Origin of the sequence: Paenibacillus sp. NAIST15-1, from assembly GCF_001894745.1 — a bacterium.
GTDB classification, from domain to species: Bacteria; Bacillota; Bacilli; order Paenibacillales; family Paenibacillaceae; genus Paenibacillus_B; species Paenibacillus_B suaedae.
In genome coordinates, this window is the sequence record NZ_BBYF01000003.1 from 621,448 (window position 1) to 634,511 (window position 13,064).

A 13,064-nucleotide genomic window follows, 5' to 3' on the forward strand; every position below is an offset into this window, starting at 1 on the left:
GAACAAAGAAAGGAACGATGAATTCATGCGTATGTTGCTAATTGCCATGCTTGTCATCGGACTCATCGCCGGATGCGGCAACGCGAATAAGCACGCTGCTACGAATAACTCCTCCAATCAAGTTAAGGCGAGATCGACGAATAATGGAAAACCGGTCATTCACGATCGGGAAGCCGTTCGCGAACACTTAACTGCGCTGGCTAGGAAGGTGCCGGGGGTTCGCAACGTTAACTGTGTCGTATTCGGCAATACCGCAATTGTCGGGATTGACGTCGATGCGAGCCTAGAACGCTCTCGAGTCGGAACTGTCAAATATTCCGTTGCAGAGGTTCTCAGCAAAGACAAATATGGCGCCCATGCACTTGTTACCGCAGATATCGATTTGAATCAGCGTCTTCATGAGATGGCGGTTGATATTCGGCAAGGCCACCCTATTTCTGGCTTTACAGAAGAACTTGCAGATATTATGGGCCGCATCGTGCCGCAGATGCCAAGCGACGTCCAACATATTGATCCATCCCGCAATACAGACCAGCCTAAACTGAAAAAACAGATGTAGCTGCATGATTGCCGCACGGCCGCGTGAAGACCGGACAAGCATATTGACGCACGAAAAGCCTAGTGGGGTTCCACTAGGCTTTTCGCATGAAGACATCGTCATATTCATGATCCAGCATAACAGCTGCAGATGGGCAATATAGTCCGTCCCGATGCCTGTTTGATCGGATAACAGATGAGACCCTTGGGACATCTTATGTTGCAATAAGGGATTACCCATCATCAAAGCTTCGGACATCACTCAGACCTCCTCCACATCATAATTGCAGCTTTACTCTATTATATTAATGATGCTTCAAAAATTGCATACCCTTATCCATTAGGAGCCAGGTTGGGTTGTATTCGCATGCTGCGAGTCCGCTCCGCCTTCTCCGGATAAGGTTGATTTCAATGATTTGCCGGCAAGTACATCCTTAATCGCCTGCTTGCCCTCTTCCAACTTCACCGTGTCCGGATAGATGTACGGGCTAACCCAATTCCCATCTACAGAGATGTAGTGGATGTTATCGCGATTAATTCCCAAGTACGTAGAAATGGAACTGCGAATTTGGTCCGGTGTCATATCAATTTTAAAGTTATCAGCCATCGCATCAATAACGCCTGTTACCTTTGTTAGACCGCCAAGCGATTGCATGTTGCCGACGATTTCCTTCAGCACTGCATTCTGGCGGACGTTGCGGTCCATATCTGTCGTGCCCTTCGTCATCGGACGGCAGTTCGATTTGCGGTAGCGAACGAAGTCAAGGGCGTTCTTGCCATCGAGCGTTTGCTGGCCTGTCTTCAGTTTGATATGAGTTCCATCCGCATTATCGTTATAGCACATATTCTGATCCACGTTCACGTTGACGCCGCCGACTGCATCCACGACATCAGAGAAGCCTTGGAAGTTAATCACTGCGGCATAGTCGATCGGCATGCCCATATACTTGCCAAGCATCAGTTTCATCTCATCTTCTGGAGTAGCGCTGTCCAACTTGCCTTGCTCCTTAAGTGTGAAGAACTTCGGATAATAATGATTTAGCTTATCCGGATGATAGCCGGGCAGTTCGAAATACGTATCACGCGGCAAAGAAACAAGCACCGCTTCCTGTGTTTCCGGATGCATTGCGCCGACCATGACAACATCAGTACGACGTCCAGGCAGCTCTGGCCGATAGTCGATACCGAGCAAGATGAAGGAAAAAGGCTCCTTGTTCGGTGAAAGCGTATCTTGCACCGTTGAACTGCCGCCGCCCTGTTTAGCAACTGTAGAAATATCGTTCAACTTGTTGTTCGCATACCAAGCAAAATATCCGACAATGAATATAACGACAACAGCTGCGATAAGCGCGGTGATAAGGGTCACCTTCAACCATTTCGGCATCCCTCGCTTCTTCGTGGAAGACTTCCCTTCGGAGGGCTTCCTCTCAGGCGACTTCCGCCGTTTCTGCTTCGTTCTAGGTGGCAATGGTGTCGATGAATTCATATCTTACCTCACTTACTCATTGTATTTCGGATTCGCTTCGATGTCCTGCCATAATCGCTCTGCATCTTCGCGGTCGAATACTTCTGTGCTCATTTCTTCTTCCCGCCAATACGTAATGACATATCGCTCATCCGATCCATCCAAGCAAGCCTCGAAGGAGGTCAGTTGATGATCCTCCTTCAAGATTGTCTCAAAAAATTGTACCGTCTCCTTCGCTGCCCCATCATCCGGGCGCTGCTCAGACACAATATGAATTTGCAGCCAATTGAATAGTGCAACTTGCAGCTTCATCATCCGGCCTTCTCTCCCCTTTGCGTGTCGGTGATGGTGATAACGATGACGCACAATCCATTAGTTCTTTGAATCTGTCGCCTTCTTGCGGCGAGCTTCCATAAAATAGCGAATGCGTACCATGAACATTAAAGCGACCGCGACAAACAAACATTGAATGATTGGCAGCTTGTCTATTTGAAAGATGAGCAGAACAAACGCGCCCAATCCCATCAGCAAATAGATCAGTACCTCCTTCAATATCGGGAGTTTCTGCACACGGAAGACTTTATTGAACACATACACGATTAACAGATAAATAAGCGCATAACTTACAAAGGGATGGGAAGCCAACCATTCCTGCATCGTAAACGCTCACTCCTTTGCCAAAGTTGTCCAAATCCCATTATACATGGGATTCGGATACTTTGCGCGTCTTTTCTGCGCGTTCACGCTCGCTTTTGTTCAGTATTTTTTTGCGCAACCGTACAGAAGACGGTGTAATCTCGCAATATTCATCATCATTCAAATACTCTAAAGCTTGTTCCAAAGAGAATAGAACAGGAGTTTTCATCTTTACAGTATCGTCTTTGGTTGCGGAGCGAACGTTCGTCAACGCCTTCTCTTTACAAATATTTACGACGATATCGTTGTCGCGGTTGTGCTCACCAACGATCATACCTTCATAAATTTCAGTACCTGGGTTTACGAACAACGTACCGCGATCTTCAACGGACATAATGCCGTACAGTGTTGAATTTCCTGTTTCTGTCGATACGAGAACGCCTTGGTGACGTCCGCCAACTTGACCGCCAGCATATGGGCCATAGCTGTCAAACGCGTGGTTCATGATGCCGTATCCGCGTGTCAGCGTCAAGAAGTACGTGCTGTATCCGATAAGACCACGTGCAGGGATCAAGAACTCCAAACGCACTTGGCCATTGCCATGGTTAATCATGTTGACCATTTCTGCTTTTCTCGTTCCCAAGCTTTCCATTACCGGACCTGTAGCTTCTTCTGGAATGTCGATAAGCAAGCGCTCAATCGGCTCCGTCTTCTTACCATCCACAACTTTGATGATAACTTCTGGTTTCGAAACTTGCAGCTCGTATCCTTCACGGCGCATGTTCTCAATCAAAATACTCAAATGCAATTCGCCACGACCTGATACAATAAATGCATCTGGGCTCTCTGTTTCTTCAACACGAAGGCTGACGTCTGTTTCCAATTCTTTCATCAAGCGCTCGCGCAACTTACGTGATGTAACCCATTTCCCTTCACGCCCTGCAAATGGGCTGTTGTTCACGAGGAACGTCATTTGCAGAGTAGGCTCATCAATATGAAGAACCGGAAGTGCTTCTGGATTCGCCGGATCTGCAATCGTCTCACCAATGTTAATATCCTTAATGCCGGCAATGGCAATGATATCGCCCGCTCCAGCTTCTTCTTGCTCAACACGCTTCAACCCTTGGAAACCGAACAGCTTCTCGATGCGTGCCTGCTTCGTCTTCCCTTCACGGTTAATAACCGCTACAGATTGACCTTGACGGATCGTACCACGGTTCACACGACCAATCGCAATACGTCCCATGTACTCGTTGTAATCGAGCAAAGTAACGAGGAATTGCAATGGCTCTTCTGGATTTTCAGTTGGTGCAGGGATGTGGGAGATGATCGTCTCATACAACGCCTGCATGTTCTCTTCCTGTTTCGCAGGATCGGATTCCATGCTCGATGTACCGTTAAGCGCAGATGCATATACAACTGGGAAGTCCAATTGCTCATCATTCGCATCAAGCTCGATGAACAGCTCAAGTACTTCGTCGATGACCTCTTCTGGACGAGCATTTGGACGGTCAATTTTGTTTACAACAACAATTGGCGTCAATTGGCTCTCAAGCGCTTTGCGAAGTACGAACTTCGTTTGCGGCATGCAGCCTTCAAATGCATCCACGACGAGCAATACGCCGTCAACCATTTTCATTATGCGTTCTACCTCGCCGCCGAAGTCAGCGTGGCCTGGTGTATCTACAATGTTAATCAGATTATCTTTGTACGTGATGGCTGTATTTTTAGCCAGGATCGTAATTCCGCGTTCACGCTCCAAGTCATTGGAGTCCATTGCGCGTTCTTGAATAGCTTCATGCTCACGGAATGTACCGGATTGTTGAAGCAGTTTGTCTACCAACGTCGTTTTCCCGTGGTCAACGTGTGCGATAATTGCGATATTGCGAAGTAAGCTTCTGTCTTGCATCGTAAAATCTTTCCTTTCTGGGTGTGGAATCATACCAAAAATCCAAATCAAGCTAACCACGAATAAAGCCGCCATAGAGGGCGGCATCTATTCCTACGATAGGTCATTCTGAAGCATGTTAGCACGGACACTTCAGAACTTTACGCTTACATGTTCGCCAGCTAGTGCTTCCATTAACGGAATCGATTTCTGAGTCCGCCAAATGCAAGCCCTGCTCCGGCAAGTATGAGTGCAACGGCAATCATATACGTGCCAATTGCAAATACGAGCATCAAGATCAGCATGGATACACCGACCCCACCGAACAACAGCGCGCCTTGCCATGCGCCTCTCGAATGGTATGGATCGTATGCGTAGTATCCATACAGGCCCACGCCAATCCCAATGAGAAGCAGTGGCCATAAATACCCGAACAGTCTCCAATTGATCCAGTGGCTTAGCATGAACAGGACGCCATACATCGTCAGCATACCTGCTGGAACCATCATTACAGGCGGCAGGATTGCCATTCGTGCAAATACATACAAGGCAATACCGATAAGGAACATGAGGAGCGGCCACATCGTACCGCCGATGAAAGCAAACACTCCCATTTTCCCAAGCAAAATGAATAAGCCTGCAGCCAATATAGCAATGCCAATCACTTGTTGGTTTCTAGGCATAGGTCAACCTCCATGTCCAGATTTCTGATTCGGACACGATGTGACGCAATTCGCGTCGTTTTTTACTTTTTCTAGTGTATATGAAAGTTCGTAAAATTACTACCTGCTCCTTGAAAAAAACACAATACCCTTACCAAACCCTCCTGAGACTTCCATAACCGCCCTCTATTCATAATAGAAAAACCTGCCATCAGCGTACTTCGGCAGGTACAAAGCATCTGTTCCGATTATCTATTGCAGAAGATCAAAAAGAGCTAATAACGTACCTGGCGCCGAAACCAAAATCCGAGCAGCACGACGAGCGCAAGAGCGATCCACGGGAATCCGTAATGAAGCTTGCTCCACATGGCAGGCAGCCATACCGCCAATCGTTCATCAGACGCAATCATCTCGCCCGCGGTATAGCCAAGTATCCCTGCACCCGCATACAGAAGCAGCGGCATTTTCTGAAGCCATATGCTGATGAACCCGCTTCCCCACACGATAATGGGAATACTTAGCGCTATGCCGATTGCAACAAATGCCAGATTTCCCTTGGCTACCGCTGCAATCGCCAGCACATTGTCGAGACTCATGACCACATCGGCTAATAGAATAATTCGAATTGCCCCCCATAAGGAGTGGGCCTCGTTATCCCGGGTATCTGCAGGCTCCTGTTCAGCAATCAGTTGAACCGCGATAACGAACAACATAACCCCTCCCGCTGCCTTCAGGAGCGGAATGTTGATTAACCATAATGCCGCTACAGTCAGCACAATACGAAGTACAACCGCGCCTGCGGCACCCCACCAGATGGCTTGCTGCTGTTGTTGCTTAGGCAAGCGTCTGCTCGTCATGGCAATTACGACTGCATTGTCTCCACTAAGCACCAAGTTAATCAGCATAATCTCCACTAACAACCATATCGATTCCACAGCCCGTCCCTCCCCTGTAGTTAGGTCTATGACAGAGGAGGCCGAGCTATTCCGCTATTCGCTAGCCAATGCGCAGAACAAGTCAATCCAATTGTTTAGAACCAATCTCCAGTTGCTGGCGCTGCCGGCCCAGCAGACTCATCTGCTATCTGTATAACCTGAGCAGGCTCATTCGCATTCGCTACCTTGTCTTTGTCTTTACCCGACAACACGATTGCATCATCAGGCGAGCCGCCCGCCTTCAGCAGGATCGCTTCCGTGTTTTCCACAGCAGCTTTAATGAGATCATCCAGCTCGGGGATAGAACGTTCCGCATGCTCAACGATATTCAAATTCGGATTCGTCGCCGGCGATTTCGGAATGAATAGAGTACAGCAATCTTCATAGGGAAGAATGGACAAGTCGTAAGTTCCGATATACTCTGCTTCACGAATGATCTTATCCTTGTCCACCGTAACAAGCGGACGAAGCAATGGCAGATCTGTCGCACGGCCGATGACATTCATGCTGCCAAGCGTCTGGCTCGCAACTTGACCCAAGCTGTCTCCCGTTACGATTGCCAGCGCATTGCGCTGCTCTGCAATTTGTGTGGCAATACGCAGCATGGCACGGCGCATCAACGTAATAAGCAAGTTATCATGTCCACTCTGATGAAGGCGAGTCTGGATATCTGTAAAGGGAACCATATGCACACGCATCCGTCCTGCATAGTTCGCAAGCACTTGAGCAAGATCGAGCACCTTCCGCTGCGCCCGTTCACTTGTGAACGGATAGCTGTGGAAATGAATCGCATCCAGTTGCAGCCCTTTGCGCAATGCTTCATAGCCGGCAACTGGACTGTCAATCCCCCCAGATAGAAGCAGCACGCCGCGGCCGTTGGATGCCAATGGGAAGCCTCCCGCACCTTGTACAACTTCGCTATACACATAGGTCCATTCTTCTCTAACCTCAACGCGCAAATCAATTTCAGGCTTGCGCACATCGACCTTAAGCCCCTCAAACTCGCGCAGCACAGGCGCACTAACAAGGTAATTCATCTCCTGGCTGCCATGCGGGAATCCCTTCCAAGCACGCTTCGCAGAAACTTTAAAGGTTGTCCCATCCGCAGGATTCATCTCACGGATTAATTGGACGGCCGTTTCAATAATCGGCTCTAGCTCAGAAGGAGTTCGCTTAACTGGACTAATGGACACCACACCGAACACATGCTTGAGCACTTGAATCATTTCGTCTAATGGCTCACCATTCAGCTCAACATAGAGTCGACCGTATTCTTTAATGACTTTAGCATTAGGAAAAGGACTAAGCATTGCATTGACATGCTGGTAAGCTGCCTTTTCAAACTTGCTGCGGTTCTTGCCTTTAATTGTGATTTCCCCATAACGAAGAAGAATCATATCGTATTCCATAATTTTCTCTTTCCCTGCCTTTCGCTTGCTATCGATTCCAATACCTATATTATCGCTGCACAAGAGATTGCAATTGTTCTGTCATTTGCTTGAAACTCTGTACAAGCCGCTTCAACTCATCCTCAGAGCAGTTCGCATCCAGACTGATGCGGATTCCGCTTGCAGCAACTTGAGAGTCATGCGTCATCGCCAGCAGCACACGGCTGGGCTTATGGAGCTTCGATGAACACGCGGATTGTGTTGAGACAATAATGCCACGCTGTTCGAGGGCGTGAACCACAACCTCTGATTTCATTCCAGGGTATGATACATTGATGATATGTGGAGCGCCATATGGAACAGCAGGACTGTTCACAACAAGCGGCTTCATCTGTGACAAATGTTCAAGTACGAATTGACGCAGGCGAACAAGCTTGTCATAGCGTTCAGACTGCCCTTCGACCGCTAGTCTGACCGCCTTAGCAAGCCCTACAATGCAGGGGACATTCTCTGTACCAGGACGAAGCTCCCCCTCTTGAGAACCTCCATACATTAGCGGCTTCAATGCGACTTGCTTCCGCTTAACGAGGACGCCAGCCCCACGTGGCCCTTGAATCTTATGTCCCGAGAGACTATATAGGTCTACACCCCATTCAGCAAGACGAACGGGAACCTTGCCTAGGCCCTGCACCCCATCCACATGGAACGTTACTTTTGGGTAGCGGCGCAGCATATCTCCAATTTCTCCAATAGGCTGTATAGCACCCATTTCATTGTTGACGTGCATGATACTAACGAGTATTGTATGAGGCCGAATTGCAGCCTCCACTTCGTCAGGACGGACTCGGCCGTTCTCATCCACAGGAAGGTAGGTAACTTCAATCCCCTCCTGCTCTAGCTGCTGAACACATTTATATACGGATGCATGTTCAACTTCAGATACGATCATATGGATTGGCTTGCCTGCAGCTTGATAGGCCTTCGCAATACCGAATATAGCAATGTTATTGCTCTCTGTCGCCCCTGATGTGAACAGTATATCTTCGGGCTCCACTTCCAGGGCACGAGCTACAACCTCGCGCGAGCGTCGAATAAGCTGCTCTGCTTGCCCCCCAGCACCATGAATCGATGAAGGGTTGGCATACACCTGCCCCATCACCTCCGCAACCGTCCGAATAACATCCGGATGGGGGGGAGTCGATGCACAATGATCGAAATACAACTGAGTTGCGCTCACCACATTCCCTCCTCATGACAACAAAAAAGATCAAAATCGGATCGAGGCGCAATCGGCTCCTCACCGTTGTTGATCTCATGTACGAAATAAGATGTTACTTATTTTACACGTTTCAACATAAAAGCACCATCCCTAATCCCATGTTCTTATCGATCCTTCATGCAGCTAATGCTCCCTTGCTCCCCATATAGAAAAAGCCTGATCCGGGGCAACTTACCGGTTCAAGCTTGAATGCTCACTTATGATGACATCGTTATGAATTGGACAAGGACGGCTAATAACCCAGCAACGGTCGCAAAGATTCCAGATGAACGACTTCCCTGCAAGTAGGCAAGAACACCTAACGCGGCGGCCCCAATCCCCATCGGAATTGGAAATAGAAAGAAGGCGATAATCGAGAAAATAACGGCCAGCATGCCAATACCCGACCAATGATTGAGCTTCGAATGCTGTGTTGCAATGCGAAGCGTGTCTGAGAAAGTTCCCGCTTCTTGCCCAAATTCTATATCCTGCTGCTGTTCTGGATTTCTCGCGGTATGACTTCTAACCCGGTGCCGCTTAAAACGGCGTGAATTGCGTGCTTTGTGACCTGACATCACACCTCACTCCTAGCTTCCGTTCAAGATCATTTGGGCACAAACGTCTGACAGCATGTTGAAGAGGACTTAGAGGCTGTATCCTTATGGTCGCCTCGGAACGTTTCGTCCGCAAACTCTGAATTGGCCTTTACATTAGCATGTGCATCAATATCAATCATAATTTCAGAAGCTTGACAGCGAAAATCCCCCCAAAATTTACAGTTGGATACGCTGCAGCGAACTACAGGTTTTTCACTCACATCCATCACCTCCGTGTTATCAGCATGTCCTAGTCCGTGATGTCATATCCTGCTCTCTTCCTGCCATGATCTAACGAAAAAGACGCTCCGTGGCATAAACGGAACGTCTTCGTAATTGATATATTTGGAATTCCTTATTTCGAGCCTTGCATACGACGCTGCGTTAAATAGTCACTCTCATAATAGGCAAGCTCATCGCGGAGATCTTCGAACAGCTTCACAACCGACAGAACAATATCCCTCGCTGCTCGAACAGGCTTCTTCCGGAAACGAATTGCGTCTTGACCCGTATACGCGTATCGACCATCCTCTGAATAACACTCGTTCTTCGGGTAGAAGAAGGCATTCACACAATGATGATACACTTCGTACAAGCAGTGCTCGCCAAATGCCGTATCAAAGGTTGCTCTTCTTAACGCAACACCCAGCCGTTCATAGCTCTGCTCCGTGAATACGAGCAAATGCCGAATATCCGTCAGGAATCCTTTATAGAAACTAACAGTCTCGTCTTCCTCATTCCCTTGAACAAGAGCAGTTAGCGAATACTCATTTAAAAATTGCTCAAGCTTATCAATCGCTTCCTTAAGTTTGTCCTTCGAAACTTCGCATTGCTGCTTCACATTGGATGCTGGCATGAAAGCTCCCCCTTACCCCATTCGTCCATTTGGAATTTCAACTCTTCGGGCATCCGATTTGGAATCATTTTCATTTCCCCTTCATCCTACCACAATCCGATCATGATGGGTATCATTTTCCGCCGCGTCCCGAATAAATTCGTGTACCAATTCTCAACCTATAAACAGGTCTGTTCACGATACGATATCTGCAGCCGAGAGGCGCTTGATATCAAAAGGCAGGACAATTAGGAAGGAACGCTAGAGGAGGAAGTTGTATGCAGCGACGATATGTGGTTGGAATAGTTGCTCTCTGTGCAGCCGTACTTACGATCCCGCTATTATGGGCTCCAGATCGCCATCCCGAGCCAAGGGGCATGACGACAGCCGCACACGAAGAGAGCATGAAAAAACAAATCTTGCATCAGGACGTTACACGCACAAGCCGGATGTTCGCCATTGATTCCAGACGTGATCTGGAAGATGCGCTTGCCAATTGGGGAGCCAAGACTCATGCCCAGAAGCAGGATACCGTTCAGCAATTTATGAAATCCCATCCCCACTTCGTGTACATGAAATGGGTCGAAGGTGGTTCAACCGCTTGGGAGAAAGGAAATGTACCGAAGGATGAGCGCTGGGACGCCAACAAGCAGCTCGAGAGTTATGTTCGGACTGCTACCATGAACGTAACGAAGCAGCAGTCATATTCCTCTCCTGAAGTGTTAGTGAATGGGAAAAGCCATATGGTCATTGGCATTGCCTCTCCCCAATCGCAGCAGGGGATTGTCGCAATCGTGAATCAAGATGTCATCCAGACCGTACGCAAGCATCAGCAAAAAAATCTTCGACTTGTACCTTACCCGCCTGAATCCAAGTACCGTGTCAAGTCTGTCGATTCCAACTCGATGCGGGATGTAAAGGTTCAAGACGGAGAAGATAACGCCGGCACAAGCCATTATTATGAGAATGAAATCGTCGTGCGCTTCCGTTCTGACCCCGACACCATTCAATTGCAGCGTATGATGCGGGATACTGGGTGCGCACACCCGCGCAAGCTCGGTTACACGTATGTGTTTCGTTCTCATAAGATGAGTGTTAAGCAATTAACTTCTTATTTCAAACAATTCAATCCGATATACAGTGAGCCTCATTTTCTATATATGACAAATGAGAAGCCCTCACCAGTTCCATCGACTCCTTCTTCTCAAGCTCGCCCCAAGACATTGAATGAACCGACACAAGGGGATGCTGCTGAGGAACCAAATGATGCGTTGTACAAGGCTTATCAATGGAATTTGCCGAATATCCATACGAACCGAGGATGGATGACGAGCAAAGGGGCCAAAGATGTCATTGTGGCGGTTGTCGATACCGGCGTCGATTCCAATCATCGTGATTTGCAAGGCAAGCTGCTGAAGGGTTATAACGTCTTTGATAAAAACCAGCCTCCAAAAGATGAAGTCGGACATGGTACTCATGTAGCCGGCATTATTGGCGCTACTGTCAATAATGGTGAAGGCATTGCCGGGATTACATGGTACAATCCGATTCTTCCAGTCAAAGCGCTTGACAATAACGGATCAGGTACATCGTACTCTGTTGCGGAAGGAATTATTTGGGCGACTGACAATGGAGCCAAGGTCATCAACATGAGCTTAGGCAACTATGTCGATGGCGCATTTCTGCATGATGCAGTCAAGTATGCCTATGATCGCGATGTCGTGCTGATCGCTGCAACGGGCAATGACAATACCCGGCGTCCTGGATACCCTGCTGCTTATCCAGAAGTATTTGCCGTATCCGCTACGGATGCGAATCAGAAGCGCGCTTCCTTCTCCAACTACGGCAACTACGTAGATGTTGTGGCGCCCGGCACGTCGATTGCAAGCACGTATCCGAACAATCAATATGCGGCATTGTCAGGCACTTCAATGGCTTGCCCGCATGTATCCGCATTGGCTGCACTTATTCGCTCCGTGAATCCTTCGTTAAAGAATACGGAGGTGTACGATATTATGCGGCAGAGTGTAGTCGACTTAGGAACACCGGGTAAAGATATGTATTATGGCTATGGTGAAATTGATGTCGCACAGGCCCTAAGCCTTGCAGAGCAAGGAACAACATCATTGTCGCTGCTTCCGCAAAATATTGCACGCGAAATCAAGCGCACGATTGCTCAATATGTGAAGCGTCCATCTACGCCATCTTCAATAATCCCCGCTTCCCAGCCGTAAACGACTTATGGCCATGGGATGGGACATTGTAGCTGATGTCCTCCAACCAAAAACCCCCGCACAGCTTGTGTGCGGGGGTTCTTATAATCTTGTATTGAGGCTGTGCAACCAAATGCAGCAGCTGAGTTGACTCGTTCTTGTTAGACATCTGCATTATACACTCCGTACACAATGCATCCTTCGAACAATAAGTGTTGTAGCTCCGGAAAGTTTGCCGTAAGCCGGGTTCTGTACTGATCGTGGTATTACGGGAGCTACCCTTCCACTACAAAGTGACAATCATCTATCTAGACCGTACATTGCTGCACGGTTCAAGCGACCAACCCAGACGCACCTCGGGCTAAGGCTGCCCTTGCGGGCATGCATCTCATTAGGTCTTGCTCCAGATGGGGTTTACCAGGAACGAAGTCACCAACGCTCCTCGTGGTCTCTTACACCACGGTTCCACCCTTGCCTGTGCTGCCGAAGCAGCCATCGGCGGTCCATTTCTGTGGCACTATCCTTCAGCTCGCGCTGACTGGACATTATCCAGCACCCTGCCCTATGGAGCCCGGACTTTCCTCTCGTGACCAAGTCACCAGCGATTGTCTGTCAAACTTTCCGTCAACATTCGTTAGTATACAAGTTTCG

Annotated in this window: 14 protein-coding genes and 1 other RNA gene; 2 read left to right on the top strand and 13 right to left on the bottom strand. The window is 48.3% G+C overall.

Translation table 11 applies throughout. The annotated features are described in order from the left end of the window. The first annotated feature begins 25 nt into the window (after nucleotides 1-25). The gene (locus tag PBN151_RS10530) at nucleotides 26-559 is read left to right on the top strand and encodes a YhcN/YlaJ family sporulation lipoprotein (protein ID WP_065290505.1); all 534 of its coding nucleotides are present in this window, start codon (nucleotides 26-28) and stop codon (nucleotides 557-559) included. A 318-nt stretch (nucleotides 560-877) separates the two neighbouring features. On the opposite strand, the gene PBN151_RS10535 is transcribed toward PBN151_RS10530, so the two are convergent. The 11 genes from PBN151_RS10535 to PBN151_RS10585 form a co-directional block, all read right to left on the bottom strand. Further along, nucleotides 878-2,023: an LCP family protein gene (locus tag PBN151_RS10535; RefSeq protein ID WP_072728882.1), complete on the bottom strand. Its 1,146-nt coding sequence runs from the start codon at nucleotides 2,021-2,023 to the stop codon at nucleotides 878-880. A 12-nt stretch (nucleotides 2,024-2,035) separates the two neighbouring features. Beyond that, entirely contained in the window at nucleotides 2,036-2,314 is a 279-nt protein-coding gene (locus PBN151_RS10540; protein WP_028531282.1) for a hypothetical protein, read from the bottom strand. 60 nt (nucleotides 2,315-2,374) lie between these two features. Beyond that, nucleotides 2,375-2,659, bottom strand: a complete 285-nt coding sequence (locus PBN151_RS10545) for a YlaH-like family protein (RefSeq protein ID WP_021256778.1) — start codon at nucleotides 2,657-2,659, stop codon at nucleotides 2,375-2,377. 40 nt (nucleotides 2,660-2,699) lie between these two features. Next, on the bottom strand, nucleotides 2,700-4,547 hold the full coding sequence (gene typA / locus PBN151_RS10550) for a translational GTPase TypA (protein ID WP_065290521.1): 1,848 nt from the start codon (nucleotides 4,545-4,547) through the stop codon (nucleotides 2,700-2,702). A 173-nt stretch (nucleotides 4,548-4,720) separates the two neighbouring features. Beyond that, the gene (locus tag PBN151_RS10555; RefSeq protein WP_072728883.1) at nucleotides 4,721-5,209 is read right to left on the bottom strand and encodes a glutamate synthase; all 489 of its coding nucleotides are present in this window, start codon (nucleotides 5,207-5,209) and stop codon (nucleotides 4,721-4,723) included. Nucleotides 5,210-5,463: 254 nt separating this feature from the next. After that, nucleotides 5,464-6,123 (bottom strand): TerC family protein, encoded by a 660-nt coding sequence (locus PBN151_RS10560; RefSeq protein WP_072728884.1) that lies wholly within the window; start codon nucleotides 6,121-6,123, stop codon nucleotides 5,464-5,466. Between the two features lie 95 nt (nucleotides 6,124-6,218). Further along, on the bottom strand, nucleotides 6,219-7,532 hold the full coding sequence (gene thiI, locus PBN151_RS10565) for a tRNA uracil 4-sulfurtransferase ThiI (RefSeq protein ID WP_072728885.1): 1,314 nt from the start codon (nucleotides 7,530-7,532) through the stop codon (nucleotides 6,219-6,221). Nucleotides 7,533-7,581: 49 nt separating this feature from the next. Further along, a complete protein-coding gene (locus PBN151_RS10570) occupies nucleotides 7,582-8,748 on the bottom strand; it encodes a cysteine desulfurase family protein (protein ID WP_072728886.1) in 1,167 nt (388 codons plus the stop codon). Between the two features lie 239 nt (nucleotides 8,749-8,987). Beyond that, nucleotides 8,988-9,344, bottom strand: a complete 357-nt coding sequence (locus PBN151_RS10575) for a hypothetical protein (protein WP_072728887.1) — start codon at nucleotides 9,342-9,344, stop codon at nucleotides 8,988-8,990. A gap of 29 nt (nucleotides 9,345-9,373) precedes the next feature. Further along, entirely contained in the window at nucleotides 9,374-9,592 is a 219-nt protein-coding gene (locus PBN151_RS10580) for a DUF1540 domain-containing protein (RefSeq protein ID WP_072728888.1), read from the bottom strand. A 128-nt stretch (nucleotides 9,593-9,720) separates the two neighbouring features. Then, nucleotides 9,721-10,221, bottom strand: a complete 501-nt coding sequence (locus PBN151_RS10585) for a DUF3907 family protein (RefSeq protein ID WP_072728889.1) — start codon at nucleotides 10,219-10,221, stop codon at nucleotides 9,721-9,723. Nucleotides 10,222-10,478: 257 nt separating this feature from the next. Here PBN151_RS10585 and PBN151_RS10590 point away from each other — a divergent pair, with 257 nt between their 5' ends. Continuing rightward, a complete protein-coding gene (locus PBN151_RS10590) occupies nucleotides 10,479-12,434 on the top strand; it encodes a S8 family peptidase (protein WP_072728890.1) in 1,956 nt (651 codons plus the stop codon). On the opposite strand, the gene PBN151_RS31210 is transcribed toward PBN151_RS10590, so the two are convergent. Both PBN151_RS31210 and rnpB read right to left on the bottom strand, forming a co-directional pair. After that, complete coding sequence (locus PBN151_RS31210) at nucleotides 12,397-12,582, bottom strand: hypothetical protein (protein WP_175560679.1); 186 nt, start codon at nucleotides 12,580-12,582, stop codon at nucleotides 12,397-12,399. The genes PBN151_RS10590 and PBN151_RS31210 overlap by 38 nt on opposite strands. Nucleotides 12,583-12,636: 54 nt before the next feature. Continuing rightward, an RNA gene (gene rnpB / locus PBN151_RS10595) (RNase P RNA component class A) lies at nucleotides 12,637-13,034 on the bottom strand. Nucleotides 13,035-13,064 lie beyond the last annotated feature (30 nt).

Coding starts and splice junctions, on each gene's coding strand:
- PBN151_RS10530 (WP_065290505.1), top strand. CDS start 26: ATGCGTATGTTGCTAATTGCCATGCTTGTCATCGGACTCATCGCCGGA.
- PBN151_RS10535 (WP_072728882.1), bottom strand. CDS start 2,023: ATGAATTCATCGACACCATTGCCACCTAGAACGAAGCAGAAACGGCGG.
- PBN151_RS10540 (WP_028531282.1), bottom strand. CDS start 2,314: ATGAAGCTGCAAGTTGCACTATTCAATTGGCTGCAAATTCATATTGTG.
- PBN151_RS10545 (WP_021256778.1), bottom strand. CDS start 2,659: ATGCAGGAATGGTTGGCTTCCCATCCCTTTGTAAGTTATGCGCTTATT.
- typA (WP_065290521.1), bottom strand. CDS start 4,547: ATGCAAGACAGAAGCTTACTTCGCAATATCGCAATTATCGCACACGTT.
- PBN151_RS10555 (WP_072728883.1), bottom strand. CDS start 5,209: ATGCCTAGAAACCAACAAGTGATTGGCATTGCTATATTGGCTGCAGGC.
- thiI (WP_072728885.1), bottom strand. CDS start 7,532: ATGGAATACGATATGATTCTTCTTCGTTATGGGGAAATCACAATTAAA.
- PBN151_RS10575 (WP_072728887.1), bottom strand. CDS start 9,344: ATGTCAGGTCACAAAGCACGCAATTCACGCCGTTTTAAGCGGCACCGG.
- PBN151_RS10580 (WP_072728888.1), bottom strand. CDS start 9,592: ATGGATGTGAGTGAAAAACCTGTAGTTCGCTGCAGCGTATCCAACTGT.
- PBN151_RS10585 (WP_072728889.1), bottom strand. CDS start 10,221: ATGCCAGCATCCAATGTGAAGCAGCAATGCGAAGTTTCGAAGGACAAA.
- PBN151_RS10590 (WP_072728890.1), top strand. CDS start 10,479: ATGCAGCGACGATATGTGGTTGGAATAGTTGCTCTCTGTGCAGCCGTA.
- PBN151_RS31210 (WP_175560679.1), bottom strand. CDS start 12,582: ATGTCTAACAAGAACGAGTCAACTCAGCTGCTGCATTTGGTTGCACAG.